The organism is Cupriavidus plantarum, from assembly GCF_905397285.1.
Lineage (GTDB): Bacteria > Pseudomonadota > Gammaproteobacteria > Burkholderiales > Burkholderiaceae > Cupriavidus > Cupriavidus plantarum.
This window is the reverse complement of sequence record NZ_CAJPUX010000003.1, coordinates 88,713-104,770: the sequence shown is the minus strand read 5'-3', so window position 1 is coordinate 104,770 and position 16,058 is coordinate 88,713. Positions and strand designations below refer to the sequence as shown.

The window sequence follows — 16,058 nt, the reverse complement described above, 5'->3', positions numbered from 1 at the left end:
CCTGAAGTTCGCAGGCATCGCAACAAGGGAGAGCCGTGGCTTTTCAGGAATGTGTGATCGAGGTTGCGCAGGATCAGGCCGAGGCCTGGTCCGACGCCCTGTTCGATCTGGGCGCGTTGTCCGTGTCGGTGGAAGACGCCGATGCCGACACGCCCGATGAAAAGCCGCTGTTCGGCGAACCGGGGCTGGAACCCACGCGTCTTGCGTGGGACCGGTCGCGGGTGGTCGCGCTGTTTGGTGACGACGTCGATCCCGCGCTCGCCCTCGCGGCGGCCGCCAATGCGCTCGGCGTGAGTCCCGTGCCCGCGCATGCGCTGCGCGCGGTGGAGGATCAGGACTGGGTGCGCCTGACGCAATCCCAGTTCGAGCCGATTCGCGTCGGCGAGAAGTTATGGGTGGTGCCGTCGTGGCACGACGCACCGGAGCCCGATGCGGTGGTCCTGGAACTGGATCCGGGGCTGGCGTTCGGCACCGGGAGTCATCCCACCACGCGTCTCTGCATGCAATGGCTGGAACAGCATCTGCATCGCGGCGAGACCGTGCTCGATTATGGTTGCGGCTCCGGTATCCTCGCGATCGTCGCGAAGAAGCTGGGTGCCGGCGACACCCTGGGCATCGACATCGATCCCAACGCGGTGGAAGCGTCGCGCTACAACGCCGAACGCAACCGCGTCGCCGCCGAGTTTGCGCTGCCCGAGTCGGTATCCGAAGCGACCCACGACCTCGTGGTCGCCAATATTCTGTCCAATCCGCTCAAGCTGATGGCGGCGATGCTGAGTGCGCGCGTGCGCCCCGGTGGCCGTCTCGTGCTTTCGGGCGTGCTCGAGCGGCAGGCCGACGAAGTGGCCGCCGCCTATGCGCCATGGCTGCCGATGACGGTCTGGCGCAGCGAGGAAGGCTGGGTCTGCCTGCACGGCACCCGCCCCGTGACCTCGGTTTCCCAGTCTGCCTGAGGCCCACCCATGGCCGCCGTCAAGCTCGTCACGCGCTGCCCGGCCTGCCGTACCGCGTTCCGGCTCGTGGCGGATCAGTTGCGGCTGCGGCAGGGGTTGGTGCGGTGCGGCCAGTGTGAAACCGTCTTCGACGCGCGCGAACACCTGATCGAGGTGCCCGCGTCGCCGCGTTCGTCCTCCTCGTCCCCCTCCGCGTCCTCCACGTCCCCCGTGTCGGGCGGTGGTTCGGGCGGTGGTTCGGGCGGTGGTTCGGACGGTACGTCGGTCGGTACGTCGCCCGAATCGTCGAGCGGTACGTCAGGAGCCTCCGCCCCGCCTGAGTCGCGCCCCGCGCCATCGATTGCGCCCACGCCCGGCGCTGCCGGGCTGACGGTGGAGGCCGCGCTCGCGCATGCCGAGCAACGCCAGGCCGAAGCCCGCGCGCACGAGGCGTCGCAGCCGTTCGACCCGGGCTACGACCCCGGCTACGAAGTCCCCGCCCTCGACTCGCCCACGATGATGATGGCCGAGTCCGAGACGCTCGGCGGCTACGACGAGCCCGCGACCGGGCCCAAGCCGAAGGCGGACGAAGCCTCGGCCACCGCGCGCGCGGCTGAAGAACAAGCGGCGCCCGGACGCGAGACCGCGCAGAGCACCGAGGCCCGCGACGACGCCGCGGCCCGTACCGATGCCGAGGCCCACGATGACGCTGAGGCCCGTGCCGACGCCGAGGCCCGTGCAGACGCCAAGGCCCGCGATGACGCCGAGGCCCGTGCAGACGCCAAGGCCCGCGATGACGCAGAGGCCCGTGCCGACGCCGAGGTTCGCGATAACGCTGAGGTCCGTGCCGAGGCCAGGCTCGATACCGAGGTAGCGCAAGCGCGCGACGCGCGAACCGCGCAGGAGCCGCCCGAAGCCGCCGAACCGGCCTTACCGCCGCCCGACCCCTGGCCGGCGCTCGATCATGGCGCGTTCGGCGACGACCCCGCGCCAGCGCGCACACCACCGCCGGCAGGCATCCCCGCGGCGGGGGCCTATAGCGCCGGGCCAGCCACCGCGAGCGATCCGTTTGGGGCACCGGTGATTCCGAGCGCAAGCGGATTCCTGCGTACGGAGACCGCCGAAGCCCGCGCCGCGGATGCCGATCGTTCAGCAAGCGCCGCCGACCCCGGCGGCGCGGCCGCCGCCTCCGAGACCGCCCGCTCCGACGCCGACGCATACTCGACTGCGGCGGCACCGGCCGCCGCCCACGCGTCGACCGCTCAGCACTGGCTGGGCCGCCGCCACCGCGAGGACCAGGACGATAAGGCAGCGGGCACAGATAGCGAAGGGACGCACGAAGGCACCAGCGAAGGCGACCGCCGCGCGAGCGAAGATCGGGACAAGCCCCGCACCCCCGCCTTCGCCCCCGACTTCCTGCGCCACACCCGCGGCCCGCAGCGGCAGCGCGAGCACAAGGTCACGCTGCCCACGAGCAAGCGCACGCTCGCGCGCGTGGCAGTCGCGATGCTCGCGATCGCCGCGCTGATGGAGGCGACGTATCTCGCACGCAGCCAGCTGGCCGGCACTTTCCCCGCGCTGCGTCCCGCGCTGGAAGCCGCATGCGCGCCGCTGCACTGCGTGGTGCCGCCCTGGCGCGACCTGGAAGCGCTGCGCATCGACAGCTCGCAACTGCAGAAGCAGGACGAATCCACCGACGTCTATCAGCTCGCCGTCACGATGCGCAACCAGGGCCGCGCGACCACCGCCCTGCCCGCCATCGAACTCGTGATGACCGATCTGCAGGATCAGTTGCTGCTGCGCCGCGTGCTGCAGCCAGCCGAGTATCTGGAACCCGCGCAGCGCGGGTTCGCGACAAGCGGCCTGCGCGCGGGCAGCGAGCTGCCGGTTCGGGTACGATTCCGGACACAGCAGGCGGCCGCCAACTACCGCGTGCTGATTTTCTACCCCTGATTTTCTACCTTTGAGATACGCCTGAGATACCCTGTTCGCAGGCATCCCGCGTGCGCCAATGCGCGCCCGTGCGAACGTGTGAACGCGCGAAAGCGCGCGTAGCCGTCCCCGTATTGCATCCCGATTCCAACATCAGCACAGGAGCACACCATGAGCAACGTTACCCTCGGCGGCAACCCGATCGAAGTCGCAGGCAAGTTCCCGCAGGCCGGCGACAAGGCCGCCGACTTCAAACTCGTCGGCAAGGATCTGAAGGACGTCACGCTCGCGGACTTCGCGGGCAAGCGCAAGGTCCTGAACATCGTGCCGAGCCTCGACACGCCCGTCTGCCAGGCTTCCGCACGCAAGTTCAACACCGCCGCGAGCGGCCTCGACAACACCGTGGTGCTGACCATCTCCGCGGACCTGCCGTTCGCGATGGGCCGCTTCTGCACGACGGAAGGCCTGGCCAACGTGGTGCCGCTGTCGCTGATGCGCGGCGGCGACTTCAAGTCGCAGTACGGCGTGGATATCAAGACCGGCCCGCTCGCCGGCGTGACCGCGCGCGCGGTGGTGGTGCTCGACGAGAACAACACCGTCACGTACAGCCAGCTCGTGCCCGAGATCAAGGAAGAGCCAAACTACGACGCCGCGCTTGCCGCACTGAAGTAATCGGCTTCTTTTTATTGCAATGTTGACCGCCCGGCACGGCCGGGCAAATCTGGAGAAAGAATGGCCAGCCTGATTTGCGGCTCCGTCGCTTACGACACCATCATGACGTTCGACGGACGCTTCCGCGAACACATCCTGCCCGATCAGATTCACATGCTGAACGTCTCGTTCCTCGTGCCCGGCATGCGGCGCGAGTTCGGCGGTTGCGCGGGCAATATCGCGTACACGCTGAAGATGCTCGGCGGCGATCCGATCGTGATGGGCACCGTCGGCCAGGATGCCGGTCCTTATCTCCAGTACCTGCGCGACCTCGGCATCGGCACCGATTTCATTCGCACGCTGCCGGAGCTCTTCACCGCGCAGGCGATGATCACGACCGACCTCGACAACAACCAGATCACCGCGTTCCACCCGGGCGCGATGAGCGAGTCGCAGCAGACGCACGTGAACGACGCGCTCGCGGCGGGCAAGCGCCCGGCCATCGGCATCGTCGCGCCGGACAGCCGCGAAGGCATGCTCCACCACGCGCGCCAGTTCGCGGAAGCGGACATTCCGTTCATCTTCGATCTGGGCCAGGCCATGCCGCTGTTCAACGGCGAGGACCTGCGGCAGTTCATTGAACTCGCCAGCTACGTGACGGTCAATGACTACGAGGCGCAGGTACTGCTGTCGCGTACGGCGTGGACCAGCGCGGAAGTCGCCGCCAAGGTGCGCGCGTTCATCGTGACGCACGGCGAACGCGGCGCGAGCGTCTTTGCCGATGGCAAGCAGATCGCGATCCCGGCCGTTCCGGCCGAGCGCGTCGTCGATCCCACGGGCTGCGGCGACGCCTTCCGCGGTGGCCTGCTCTACGGCATCGAGAATGGCCTGGACTGGGAAACCACCGGCCGGCTTGCCTCGCTGATGGGCGCGCTCAAGATCGCGCAACAGGGTCCGCAGAACCATTGGCTGTCGCGCGAAGAGATCGGCAACCGCTTCCAGTCGGCATTCGGTTACCGTTACGGCTGATAAGCGTTACGGCTGACAGGGTCACAGTAGCGCGCGTCACCGCTCAGGCCGTCCGTCATTCGGGTCTGTTTTTTTACGGGAAACACCATGAACCACTCCACTCATCACACGACGCATGGCGGACGGATCGCGATGGTCGCCGCGCTGGCGGCGGCCACGCTGATGTCCGGCTGCGCGAGCTGGTCGAACTCCAACAGCGTCTACGCGACCGGCCAGGCAGGACGCGAGCAGACGGTCCGCTATGGCGTGGTCGAGGGCGTGCGCGAAGTGCTGATACAGGGCCCGCAGACGGGCGCCGGAACCATCGCCGGCGGCGCGCTCGGCGGCGTGGCGGCGGGCAGCACGATCGGCAGTGGCGGTGGTTCGGTGGCGGCGGGCCTGCTCGGCGCGGTGATCGGCGGTCTCGCCGGCAGCGCGGCCGAGAACAAGCTGCAGCAGCGCCGCGGGCTCGAGATCACGGTGCGCCTGGACAACGGCGAGATGCGCGCGATCACGCAGGAAGCGGACGAGGTATTCCGCCCCGGCGAGCGCGTACGACTGCTGTCATCGGGCGGCACCACGCGCGTCACGCACTGAGGTCCGGAAGTCCGGTATCGGCTCGATACCGCGCGCTCCCCGATACACCTACCCGATACGCCTACCCGATACGCCGTGAGCCGCAAGGCCACGGCGTTTTTCTTTGGTGGACGATATCCGCTCACGAAAGCCCCAAAGAAAAAACCCGCCGGGCAAGCGCTTCGGCGGGTCTGCAGGACTTCCGTCATGCCGACCGGATACGCGGTATCCGGTCTTTGCGACGCACAGGGCGTGCGCAGGTACTTCCTTGTCGTGATCGTTCGCGCAAGGCGAAACGATTACGGACGGTTGCCCGTCGGGAACGGCCAGGCCGCTGCCGGGTTCAGCGCGGTCTTGGCGACGACAGCGGGGGCAACAGCAGGGGCAGCGGCAGGCTTCGCGGCAGGGGCAGCCTTCTTGGAGGCAGCCTTCTTCGCGGCAGGCTTCTTGGCAGCAGCCTTCTTCGCAGCCGGCTTCTTGGCGGCGGTCTTCTTGGCAGCAGCCTTCTTGGCCGGTGCAGCCTTCTTGGCGGCGGTCTTCTTGGTCGCTACCTTCTTGGCGGCAACCTTCTTGACCGCGGCCTTCTTGGCGGGCGCCTTCTTGGCGGCAACCTTCTTGGTTGCGACCTTCTTCGCCGCTACCTTCTTGGTCGCGACCTTCTTCGCTGCAACCTTCTTCGCAGCTACCTTCTTGGTTGCAACCTTCTTGGCCGCTACCTTCTTGGTTGCGACTTTCTTGGCGGCAGCCTTCTTGGCCGGAGCGGCCTTCTTGGCGGCGACCTTCTTCACGGCGGCCTTCTTGGCGGCCGGCTTGGCGGCCTTCTTAGCCGCCGGCTTTTTCTTTGCAGCAGTTGCCATGGATAACTCCTTCACTAACGTGAATATCGAATGACCTAAGTTGGCGACCCGACCGACCCGAGGTGCGATACAGCCTGACCCCAGTCGAGCGAGCGATTCATCGGCGCACGGCAACACGTGAAAAACGTTGGCCGCACGCTAATGAATTCGGTGGCAGGGACACCGCGACCCGCGGTGCGAAAACGGCTGCGGGGAATATCGCCGAAGACCGCATTGGCAGTCTTCACGCGCGTCTCCCGGGCAAGCCGTGCCCTGGAAAATTCGATCGGTCCGCGTCGCGCATCTCTTGGGCGCACGGTCCGGAAAGAGGAGATATCTGTCAGCGGTTCCACGGTGCGGGCAAGGCCTCGCGCACGGCGGATGGCAATCGTCAGGGGGTAGCTCGCCCACCCCGTTAATGGGCTACAGGACACTGCACGCGTTTTTAAAAGCCAGCTCGGCTTGTTCTGCGTCAAAGTTCTGGTGCTCCTTGGCTACCCGTTCGACTACCCGCTCAACTGCCTGCGTCTCACGCGCTGCGGCGTTGGCCTCGGCTTGTTACGTGGGTGGCTGCGTTGATCGACTGCATCGATCCACTGCTACCTCGTCTTGCCACCCTCGCTGCCATCGCCTCGCTGCAACCCTTCATCGTGACTTCTTGCTTCTTGCTTCGTGTCTCGATGCGCGCTGCAATGAAGTGAGACGCTTGTCAAGGCGAATCATAATTCGTTTGTTCGATGATGTTAAGAAAAAAGTGCAAAAAAACTTGCGCGTGCGAACGACTCCAACTAGATCTCGCATCGCGTCGATGCATCGGCATCATCGAACGTCCTCTTGCTCTCGACTTCGATCTACGCGTCGAAGTTCCTTTCCTCTCTCGATTTCACTTCTCGGCAGCGCGCGATTTCCACCGTCGCGAACGTTGTCGGCGCAGCGTGCGACGACCGCGCGCGACGTCGCGTGAATGGTGCGAGACACCCTCGACATGCCCTCGCTACATTGCGATGCGTCTGCTCCAAACCCGCATGAATAGGACGTTTGCGGCAAACGTGAAGATCGCGCGCGCAGGCGTGGCGCACCATCGCGGCACGCGTGGTGGGGCGGTGTCGGACCGCCATCGCGCGCGTCGAAGACCGTTGCGCGCGCGGCATGACGACACGTCGCGCACGATGCGCGCGCACGCGTCCGCCAATCGCGACGACGCGCGTGCGATCTCGCTCGCGCGCGTCGCGGATGAGTGATGCGCCAACGCAACGGTTTGTCACGACACGATGCCGCGTTCGTGCGATCGGACACCCTCCACCATCGGTCGACCTCGTCTTCGCGACGCGCGACGCTGGCATTTGCGAGGTCAGACTTCGATCGTTGCCAGCGATCCGCCGACATCCACACGTTGCCATTGCCATCGGCGTTGCCGTTGCCGTCGCCACCGACGTTGGACCCGTCGCGCGAGGCGCGACGAACAGGCTGGCACCGACCGACGGCGTGCGTCGGCGTTTCGCTTCCGCTCGGCATCGACGACGCGTTCGGCATCGTGCGAACACGCATGCGGGCAGCGCTAGAGGAATGCTTCGGCTCGCGGTTTGTTGCATGACAAAAATCGGCACTTCCCGCATGGACGCTGCGTTCGCGGGGGGCATCCACTGACGTGCTGGTGCGTACGCAAACGATCGTTGGTGATTGCAGGGAACGCCGCGCGCCAGTAGATTGGCGTCGCCAGAGAAACCAAAGGAGATCGCCATGCGCACCCTGACACCCCGAGCCCTTCTGCGCGCGAGCCTGTTCACGCTCGCGCTCGCCACCAGCACCGCCGCGTTCGCGCAGGCGACACCGGCCGGCATGTGGAAGACCATCGACGATGCCACCGGCAAGCCGCGCGGCCTGATCGAGATCACCGAGAAGGATGGCGTGTACAGCGGCAAGCTCGTACGCAGCCTCGTGGAGAGCACCGACACCAAGGTGAAGGTCTGCGACAAGTGCACCGACTCGCGTAAGGACCAGCCCATCATGGGCATGACGCTGCTGACGGGTCTGCGGAAGACCGGCGACAACGACTGGTCGGGCGGCGAGATCCTCGATCCGGAAACGGGCAAGCTCTATAAGTGCAAGATGTCGCTCGCCGACGATGGCAGGAAACTCAACGTACGCGGCTTCATCGGCATCAGCCTGATCGGCCGCACCCAGACCTGGGAGCGCGATCAGTAGCGCGATCAGTAGCGCGGGGAGTCGCGCGCCGGGCGTGCGACAACGCATGCGGGCAAACCCGCATCGCGGCCGTCGCCCCATCGGCCCCCGCACGATGCAGAGAATAGTTTCTGCTTCTATATATAGAAGCACTGCGGCCCGCCTCGAGCGGGCCGCTTGCCTTACCAGCGCCCATCACAAATTGTTACGGCGCCTGTGGCCGACGCAATCGGCAAACCTGTGGCAGAGTGCCCGGGCTGAAATTCCCATATCTGGAGACCTCATGTCGTTCCTCATCGTGTTGGCGGCGCTCGCCTTCCTGATGTTTGCCGCCTACCGCGGCTACAGCGTGATTCTGTTCGCGCCCATCGCGGCGCTCGGCGCCGTGCTGCTGACGGACCCCTCGGCCGTGGCGCCGGTGTTCTCGGGCATCTTCATGGAGAAGATGGTCGGCTTCGTCAAACTGTACTTCCCCGTGTTCCTGCTCGGCGCGGTGTTCGGCAAGGTCGTCGAACTCTCCGGGTTTTCGGAGTCGATCGTCGCCGCCGCGATCCGATACATCGGCCGCTCGCGCGCCAACGCGGTGATCGTCGCCGTCTGCGCACTGCTGACCTATGGCGGCGTGTCGCTGTTCGTGGTCGTGTTCGCGGTCTACCCGTTCGCCGCGGAGCTCTATCGCCAGAGCAATATCCCCAAGCGCCTGATGCCGGGCGCGATCGCGCTGGGCGCGTTCTCGTTCACGATGGATTCGCTGCCCGGCACGCCGCAGATCCAGAACATCATCCCGACCACGTTCTTCAAGACCACGTCATGGGCGGCGCCGATCCTCGGCGTCGTGGGATCGCTGTTCATCATCATCGTGGGGCTGTCGTATCTGGAATGGCGCCGCCGCGCCGCGATGGCGCGTGGCGAGGGCTACGGCACCAACCTGCTCAACGAGCCGCAGCACAGCGAAGGCGGCAAGCTGCCGCCGCCGCTGCTCGCTCTGCTACCGCTGGTCGTGGTGGGTGTGGCCAACTTCTGGCTCACGCGCATGATCCCGCGCTGGTACGGCGAGTCGAACAGCGTGACGCTGCCCGGCCTGCCGCATCCCATCGAAACCAAGATCGCGGGCGTGACGGCCATCTGGGCCGTCGAGGGTGCCCTGCTGCTCGGCATTCTGGTCGTGCTGGTTACCGCGTTCGGCGCCGTCCGCACGCGCTTCGCCGACGGCACCAAGGCGGCGGTGGGCGGCGCATTGCTGGCCTCGCTCAACACCGCTTCGGAGTACGGGTTCGGTGGCGTCATCGCGGCCCTGCCGGGGTTCCTCGTCGTGAGCGACGCGCTGCGCAGCATCCCAAATCCGCTCGTCAACGCGGCGGTATCGGTCAGCACGCTGGCGGGCATCACGGGTTCGGCCTCGGGCGGCATGAGCATCGCGCTTGCGGCCATGTCGGACGCGTTCATCCAGGGCGCGCAGGCCGCGCACATCCCGCTCGAGGTGCTGCATCGCGTGGTGTCGATGGCCAGCGGCGGCATGGACACGCTACCGCACAACGGCGCCGTGATCACGCTGCTCGCGGTCACGGGCCTGACGCACCGCGAGTCCTATCGCGATATATTCGCGGTGACGGTGATCAAGACACTGGCGGTATTCTTCGTTATCACGGTGTACTACGCGACCGGTCTGGTCTGACCGGAACATCGACGGAGGTTGCACATGAAATCGGTCATGCTGCCCGGCGGCGAGCCGGTACCCGCGCTTGGCATGGGGACATGGAACGTCGGCGATAGCGCGCGCACGCGCGCCGAGGAAATCGCCACGCTGCGGCTCGGGCTCGACCTCGGTCTGCGGCTGATCGATACCGCCGAGATGTACGGCGAGGGCGCGTCCGAATCGCTGGTGGGAGAAGCCATCGGCGGCCGGCGCGACGACGTGTTCCTCGTCAGCAAGGTGTATCCGCACAACGCGGGCCTCGAGGGCGCGGTCGCCGCCTGCGAACGCAGCCTGCGCCGGCTCGGCACGGACCGGCTCGACCTCTACCTGCTGCACTGGCGCGGCGGTGTGCCGTTCGAGGAAACCATCGAGGCGTTTCTTCGCCTGCAGGCCGCTGGCAAGATCCGGCATTTCGGCGTGAGCAACCTCGACCTCGCCGACATGGAAGAACTCTGGGAAGTGCTGGGCGGCAATGGTATCGCGGTGAACCAGCTGCTCTACAACCTGAGCCGCCGCGGCATCGAGTACGACCTGCTGCCCTGGCTCCGCGAGCATGGCGTGCCGGTCATGGCGTACTCGCCGATCGAGCAGGCGCGCCTGCTGCGCCAGCCCGCGCTGCGCGCCTTCGCGGAGCGCTACGGCATGACGCCGGCGCAGGCCGCGCTCGGTTGGCTGCTGCAGTCCGACGACATCATCGCGATTCCGAAGACCAGCCATCGCGACCGGCTGCGCGAGAACGTGCGCGCGCTGGAGGTCGCGTTCACGCCGCAGCAGCTGACGGAACTCGACCGCATCTTTCCACCGCCACGCGGGCCAGAGCCGCTGGCGATGCTATAAGGGGGCTCAGCGGGGGGCTCAGCGCTGCCCGGCTTCGTAGCGCTGGCGCTCGACGTACTGGGTCAGGTAAGACCGCGCCTTCTCGCGCGTGTCGTTGGTCACGCGATCGGCGGCCTGCCGCGCGCTCGCCTTGCCATGCGACGACGACATCTGCGCCGAAAGGTAATCCTGGAACGCGTCGTGCATGGTGGACAGCTGCGATTTGCACGCGTCGATCGCACTCGCCGCGACATCCTTGGACGTGCCCTTCGCGGCCAGGTTGGCCTTCGCGCGTTCCTGCACGCAATCCATGTACTTGACGCGCTGCTTCAGCCAGGCCGCATCGGCTCCCGCCGCGGTCGTCGGGCCGGGCGCGGCGGCGGCGGCTTCGGCGCTGGCGGCTTGCGCGCTGTCGCCCGGCGGCTGCGAGGAAGAGCAGGCGGCGAGCGACAGCACCGCGGCGGCGGCCAGCGATGCGAGCGGTGCGAAGGAGAGGCGAGTCAGGAGGGAGCGAGTCACGGCGTGAGATGTCGTCATGGGGGCGTTTGAGAGAGCGATCTCGATGATCGTCATGAGGTTGAATGATGGTCTACAGGCTGCATTGTTTCAAACCGACGCGGGTTTTTTGCAAGTAATTGCAAGAAAGTATGTCTGTGCTTGTCAGATGCGAACCCCCTCCGTGTCAGACAACATCGCATTGGCGAATGTGCGTTGTACGCCTATGCTGTAGAGGCGGTTGCAACACACGAACCCCTCCTGGAGGAACCAATGAAACGTAGAACATTCCTGTCCGCCGGCGGCGCCGGCCTCGTGGGCATCTCCGGCCTGTCCCTCGGCGCTCTGTCGCTCGCTGGGTGCACCACCACCGGTCCGGACGCGACGTCCGACAAGGCCGCCAAACGGCGCGAGATCGACGCGGGCGCCACGGATACGCTCAACCGGCTGTACAGCTCCGTGCGTGGCTCCCAGGAGCTCGGCAACCGCGCGCGCGGCATTCTCGTGTTCCCGAAACTGCTGTCGGCTGGCTTCGTGGTCGGCGGCGAGTACGGCGATGGCGTGCTGCGCTCGGGCGGCGCCAACCGTGGCTACTACCGCGCGATCTCCGGCTCGATCGGCTGGCAGATCGGTGCGCAGTCCAAGGCCTTCGTCCTGATGTTCATGACGCAGGACGCGTACAACAAATTCGTCAACAGCAGCGGCTGGACCGCGGGCGCGGATGCCACCGTGGCGCTGGCGACAATCGGCGCCAACGGCCAGCTCGACACCAACACGGCCCAGCAGCCGATCGTCGGTTTCGCGCTGACCAATGCGGGCCTGATGGCCGGCCTGAGCCTGGAAGGCACGAAGATCTCGAAGCTCGACATCTGACCGACGATTCGGCTAAACGCCGGCAAGACGGGACCTCGCGGACACACCGCGACGTCCCGTTTTTTTTTTCGCGCGCTTTTCGGACTCGGCCGCGCGAGCGGATAGAATTCGACCCTTTCTCCTTTCGCCAGAGACCGGCGCCGAATTCACATGTGGTTCAAGAATCTTCAGCTGCACCGCTTCTCCGCCCCGTGGACGCTGAGCGCGGAAGAGGTGGAAGCCTGCCTCGCCAAGCACGCGTTCTTCCCCGGCACGAGCCTCGAGCCCCAGACGCAGGGCTGGGCAGCGCCCCGCGATAATGGCCCGCTCGTCCATTGCGTCAACAAGCAGATGCTCCTGCTGCTGCGCACCGAGAAAAAACTGCTGCCCGCGACCGTCGTCAATCAGGTCACGAAGGCGCGCGCGGCGGAGCTTGAGGAGCAACAGGGCTTCAAGCCCGGCCGCAAGCAACTCAAGGAACTGAAGGAGCAGGTCACCGACGAACTGCTGCCGCGCGCGTTCAGCATCCGCCGCGACACGCGCGTATGGATCGACCCCGTCAACGGCTGGCTCGCGATCGACGCGGCCGGTACCGCCAAGGCCGACGAAGTGCGCGGCATGCTGTTCAAGGCGATCGATCCACTGCCGGTCGTCGGCCTGCACGTGAACCAGTCGCCGGTGGCCGCGATGACGGAATGGCTGTCCTCGGACACCGCGCCCGCGGGGTTCAGCATCGATCAGGAAATCGAGCTGCAATCGAGCGCCGAGAGCAAGGCCACCGTGCGTTACGTGCGCCATCCGCTCGACCCCGAGGACCTGCAACGCCATATCGCGGCTGGCAAGCGCTGCACGCGCCTGGCCATGACGTGGAACGATCGCGTGTCCTTCGTCATGACCGAATCGCTCGCCATCAAACGCGTGGCGCCGCTCGACGTCATCAAGGAACAGAACGACGCCACCGCGCATGACGAGGACGAGCGCTTCGACGCCGATTTCGCGCTGATGGCCGGCGAACTCGCGCAGATGCTCGGCGACATCACCGACGCGCTCGGCGGGGAGCGTCAGGTCGAGGAACGCAAGGCCGCCTGAGGGCGGGCACTACCCTATCCCACCCTTACCACGACCGCGCGTGCCTTTTCGCACGCGCGCGCACGCTCCCATGCCTGCGCGATATCGGCCAGCAGCAGCAATTCCGCATCGGCGCGAAAGGCGCCGCCCGCGGCATGGCCGAGAATCTCCTCGATCATCGCCTCGAGTTCGCGCGGCGACGGGCGATTGCCGGGACCGTTCCCCATCAGCAGTACCGGCGCGTCGCGCAAATGCGCGCCCGCCAGTTCGATCGGCCCTTCCGTGACCTCGCCCGTCGACACGATGCGCACGCCGCGCTCGCCGTGTCCCGACGTCATCGAGAGCGCGGCGATCAGCACCTCCGATATCGGCCCCCAGATGAAATCGATCACCACGTCAATGCCGCCCGCGGCATGACTCGCGAACGCCGCATGGAGTTGCGTCGGCGGCAGGCGAAGATCGATTACCCCATCCGCGCCGAGGGCTTCCAGCTCGCTCGTCTTGCGGCCCGCCGCGATCACGCGTCCCGCGCCAAGCAGCCGCGCGGCCTGCACCGTCATGCGCCCCAGCAGTCCCGTCGCGCCCACCACCAGCACGGTCTCGCCGGGCTGCACGCGCGCGCGCCACCGCAGCGGCAGCCACGCCATGAGCGCGCGGTCCACGACCACCGCGGCCGTCACGTTATCGACATCGTCCGGAATCATCGCCACGCATTGCGCGGGCGCGAAGGTCGCCATCGCGCCATAGGGGGCGCGCACGCCGGTGAAGTACACACGCTCGCCCGTATCCAGGTACCCCACGCCGTCCGTGCCGCAGATGGCGGGCAGCACGAGCGGGCTGCGGTGGTGATGCCCGCGGGCGATGGCCACGTCGAGCGGCTTGATCGTGGCGGCGGCCACGCGAACGCGTACCTCGCCGGGGGCAAGCGCGGGTTCGGCGAAGGCATCGAGACGGGGAACATCTCCCAGGCGGTGAAGAACGGCGGCAAGCATCGCGGACACTCCAGACAGGTCGAAGTCCACGATCGTAGAAACACGGCGCCCGTGTGTGTGTGAGCCGATTCTGAAAACGTCCGCGACGTTTTGAGGCAATTGCGAGCCCCGCACGCTTTCTGCTGAAAACGACGATAATCGGCTAGCTTCTTGAAATGGATTTTCACAATGAGCGAGCCGGATTTCCAGTCGCTACGCCTGTTCATGCGCGTGGCGGAGACTCAGAGTTTCACTGCCGCCGCCGACGCCTCGGGCATCTCCGTCTCGGCCGCGAGCTATGCGGTGCGCACGCTCGAGGCGCAGCTCGGCGCGCGCCTGTTCAACCGCACCACGCGCAGCGTCAGCCTGACTGAAGCGGGCGGCGCGTTCATGGATCGCGTGGCGCCGCTGCTCGAGGAACTGCAACTCGCGATGCACGATGTCTCCGTCGCGTCGAACGTGGCGATGGGCACGCTGCGCCTGAACATTCCGTCCACCGCGAGCCGCCTGATCATCGAGCCGCTGCTCCGCCGGTTTCTCGCCGCGCATCCGAACATCAGCCTCGACGTAGCGGTGGACAACAGCCTCGTCGACATCGTCACCAAGGGCTACGATGCGGGCATTCGCTTCGACAGCGTGCTAGGCGACGACATGGTGGCCATTCCGCTGATCGCGTCCGTGCCGTTCATCGTCGCCGCCTCGCCCGAATACGTGGCCGCGCGGGGCACACCCCGACATCCGCGCGACCTGCTCAAGCACGAGTGCATCAACTACCGCAGCGCCGACAGCGGCGCGCTCTACAAGTGGGAGTTCGAAGAGAGGGACGAAGCGCCGGGCCGCAAGAAGGGCGGCGTCAAAGGGCAGGAGAAAGGGAAGCCGCTGCGCCTGGCCGTAACGGGCCGCGTGTCGTCCAACGATACCGGCCTGCTGCTGCGCGCGGCCTGCGACGGTTTCGGCTTTGCCTACCTCGCGCGCGAGTCCGCGGCCGCCGCGCTCGCGGAGGGCCGGCTCGTCGAAGTGCTGCACGGCTGGACCTCGCCCGCGGCGCTGTACCTCTACTACTACAACCGTGCCGCGATGCCGATGAAGCTGCGCGTGTTCATCGACTTCCTGCAGGCGGAGATCGGCCGCCCCGAACTGCCGTTGCGGGCGGGCACGGTCAAGCCCAAGCGCAAACCGCGCCCTACAGCCCGCGAGGCAGCAGGGCGCCCACGGACTCGCGCATGACGCGCGCGATCAGCTGCTGACGCTCGCGCGGCATGCGCGCGAGCGTCGTCGCCACGCTGATGCCCGCCACGGGCTCGCCGTCCGCATTGGAGACGGCCATGCCTACCGCCAGCACGTTGCGCGTCGCGTGATTGCCGATGACCGACCATCCGCGCTCGCGCGTTGCCCGCACGAGAATGCGCATGCGGTCGGGCGTCATGCCGTTGTACTGGCCGAGCGATTCGGCATTCGCCGCGATGATCTCGCCGACGGTGGCATCGGGCAGCGCCGCGAGCAACGCGAGTCCCGCCGCGCCCACGCCGAGCGGTTGCCGGGTGCCCACCTGAATCACGAGCACCTGCACGGGATGCGTGCCGACATGCCGCGCCACGCACTGGGATAGCGGCCCGTCGCGCACGATCGCGAACGCGGCATCGCCGCAGGCCTGGCTCACACGCGACAGCACGGGCCTGATGCGCTCGGCGACGTCCGTCGAGGCCTGCCGCTGGGGCATCGCCGCGAGCCGCGGTCCCGTGACATAGCGAAAACGCCCGCGCGGCGCCACGTAGCCGCTCTCGATCAGCGTTGCCAGCAAACGATAGACCGTGGGCCGTTCCAGGCCCGCCACGCGGCACAGATCGACCACCCGCAGGCCTTCCCGGCCGCCCGCAAGAATCGCGTCGAGCAACGCCAGTCCGCGCCGCAATGCGCGTGCGCCCGCCTCCGGCGAATCGGCCGCGGCCGACTGCGGGGTCGCCCTGATGTGGGATGAATCGTCCGTCTGGCGGACGTTTCTGGTGGCAGCTCGGGAACTCATGGGAAAGAATTTCCACGT

General features: G+C 66.9%; 16 protein-coding genes. 12 read left to right on the top strand and 4 right to left on the bottom strand.

Annotated elements, in window-relative coordinates; translation table 11 throughout:
* Positions 1-35: 35 nt before the first annotated feature.
* The 5 genes from prmA to KHP16_RS15125 all read left to right on the top strand — a co-directional run bounded on the left by prmA (position 36) and on the right by KHP16_RS15125 (position 5,120).
* Entirely contained in the window at positions 36-953 is a 918-nt protein-coding gene (prmA, locus tag KHP16_RS15145) for a 50S ribosomal protein L11 methyltransferase (protein ID WP_109580094.1), read from the top strand.
* Between the two features lie 9 nt (positions 954-962).
* A complete protein-coding gene (locus KHP16_RS15140) occupies positions 963-2,885 on the top strand; it encodes a DUF3426 domain-containing protein (protein WP_211960615.1) in 1,923 nt (640 codons plus the stop codon).
* Between the two features lie 150 nt (positions 2,886-3,035).
* Entirely contained in the window at positions 3,036-3,536 is a 501-nt protein-coding gene (gene tpx / locus KHP16_RS15135) for a thiol peroxidase (RefSeq protein WP_109580092.1), read from the top strand.
* A gap of 60 nt (positions 3,537-3,596) precedes the next feature.
* Positions 3,597-4,544, top strand: coding sequence for a carbohydrate kinase family protein (locus tag KHP16_RS15130; protein ID WP_109580091.1), 948 nt, complete (start codon positions 3,597-3,599; stop codon positions 4,542-4,544).
* A gap of 87 nt (positions 4,545-4,631) precedes the next feature.
* Positions 4,632-5,120 carry an outer membrane lipoprotein gene (locus KHP16_RS15125; protein WP_373561878.1) on the top strand — a complete coding sequence of 163 codons (489 nt, stop codon included), beginning with the start codon at positions 4,632-4,634 and terminating at the stop codon, positions 5,118-5,120.
* A 278-nt stretch (positions 5,121-5,398) separates the two neighbouring features.
* On the opposite strand, the gene KHP16_RS15120 is transcribed toward KHP16_RS15125, so the two are convergent.
* Positions 5,399-5,956, bottom strand: a complete 558-nt coding sequence (locus KHP16_RS15120; protein ID WP_109580090.1) for a histone H1-like DNA-binding protein — start codon at positions 5,954-5,956, stop codon at positions 5,399-5,401.
* Positions 5,957-6,960: 1,004 nt separating this feature from the next.
* Between KHP16_RS15120 and KHP16_RS15115 the strand changes: the two genes are divergently transcribed.
* The 4 genes from KHP16_RS15115 (at position 6,961) to KHP16_RS15100 (ending at position 10,652) form a co-directional block, all read left to right on the top strand.
* On the top strand, positions 6,961-7,176 hold the full coding sequence (locus KHP16_RS15115; RefSeq protein ID WP_115952784.1) for a hypothetical protein: 216 nt from the start codon (positions 6,961-6,963) through the stop codon (positions 7,174-7,176).
* A 499-nt stretch (positions 7,177-7,675) separates the two neighbouring features.
* Positions 7,676-8,140, top strand: coding sequence for a DUF2147 domain-containing protein (locus tag KHP16_RS15110; protein WP_115952785.1), 465 nt, complete (start codon positions 7,676-7,678; stop codon positions 8,138-8,140).
* A 262-nt stretch (positions 8,141-8,402) separates the two neighbouring features.
* The gene (locus tag KHP16_RS15105; RefSeq protein WP_109580087.1) at positions 8,403-9,794 is read left to right on the top strand and encodes a GntP family permease; all 1,392 of its coding nucleotides are present in this window, start codon (positions 8,403-8,405) and stop codon (positions 9,792-9,794) included.
* A 24-nt stretch (positions 9,795-9,818) separates the two neighbouring features.
* Complete coding sequence (locus KHP16_RS15100; protein ID WP_211960614.1) at positions 9,819-10,652, top strand: aldo/keto reductase; 834 nt, start codon at positions 9,819-9,821, stop codon at positions 10,650-10,652.
* Positions 10,653-10,670: 18 nt separating this feature from the next.
* On the opposite strand, the gene KHP16_RS15095 is transcribed toward KHP16_RS15100, so the two are convergent.
* Positions 10,671-11,150 carry a hypothetical protein gene (locus KHP16_RS15095; RefSeq protein WP_244835825.1) on the bottom strand — a complete coding sequence of 160 codons (480 nt, stop codon included), beginning with the start codon at positions 11,148-11,150 and terminating at the stop codon, positions 10,671-10,673.
* A 249-nt stretch (positions 11,151-11,399) separates the two neighbouring features.
* Between KHP16_RS15095 and KHP16_RS15090 the strand changes: the two genes are divergently transcribed.
* Together KHP16_RS15090 and KHP16_RS15085 are read left to right on the top strand one after the other, a co-directional pair.
* On the top strand, positions 11,400-11,999 hold the full coding sequence (locus KHP16_RS15090; RefSeq protein ID WP_109580085.1) for a BPSL1445 family SYLF domain-containing lipoprotein: 600 nt from the start codon (positions 11,400-11,402) through the stop codon (positions 11,997-11,999).
* 150 nt (positions 12,000-12,149) lie between these two features.
* Entirely contained in the window at positions 12,150-13,067 is a 918-nt protein-coding gene (locus tag KHP16_RS15085; protein WP_109580084.1) for a recombination-associated protein RdgC, read from the top strand.
* A 14-nt stretch (positions 13,068-13,081) separates the two neighbouring features.
* Here the strand turns inward: KHP16_RS15085 and KHP16_RS15080 are convergent, their stop codons facing one another.
* Entirely contained in the window at positions 13,082-14,038 is a 957-nt protein-coding gene (locus tag KHP16_RS15080; protein ID WP_109580083.1) for a quinone oxidoreductase family protein, read from the bottom strand.
* A gap of 168 nt (positions 14,039-14,206) precedes the next feature.
* Between KHP16_RS15080 and KHP16_RS15075 the strand changes: the two genes are divergently transcribed.
* Positions 14,207-15,244, top strand: a complete 1,038-nt coding sequence (locus KHP16_RS15075) for a LysR family transcriptional regulator (RefSeq protein ID WP_109580082.1) — start codon at positions 14,207-14,209, stop codon at positions 15,242-15,244.
* Here the strand turns inward: KHP16_RS15075 and KHP16_RS15070 are convergent.
* The gene (locus KHP16_RS15070) at positions 15,201-16,040 is read right to left on the bottom strand and encodes an IclR family transcriptional regulator (RefSeq protein ID WP_109580081.1); all 840 of its coding nucleotides are present in this window, start codon (positions 16,038-16,040) and stop codon (positions 15,201-15,203) included. The genes KHP16_RS15075 and KHP16_RS15070 overlap by 44 nt on opposite strands.
* Positions 16,041-16,058 lie beyond the last annotated feature (18 nt).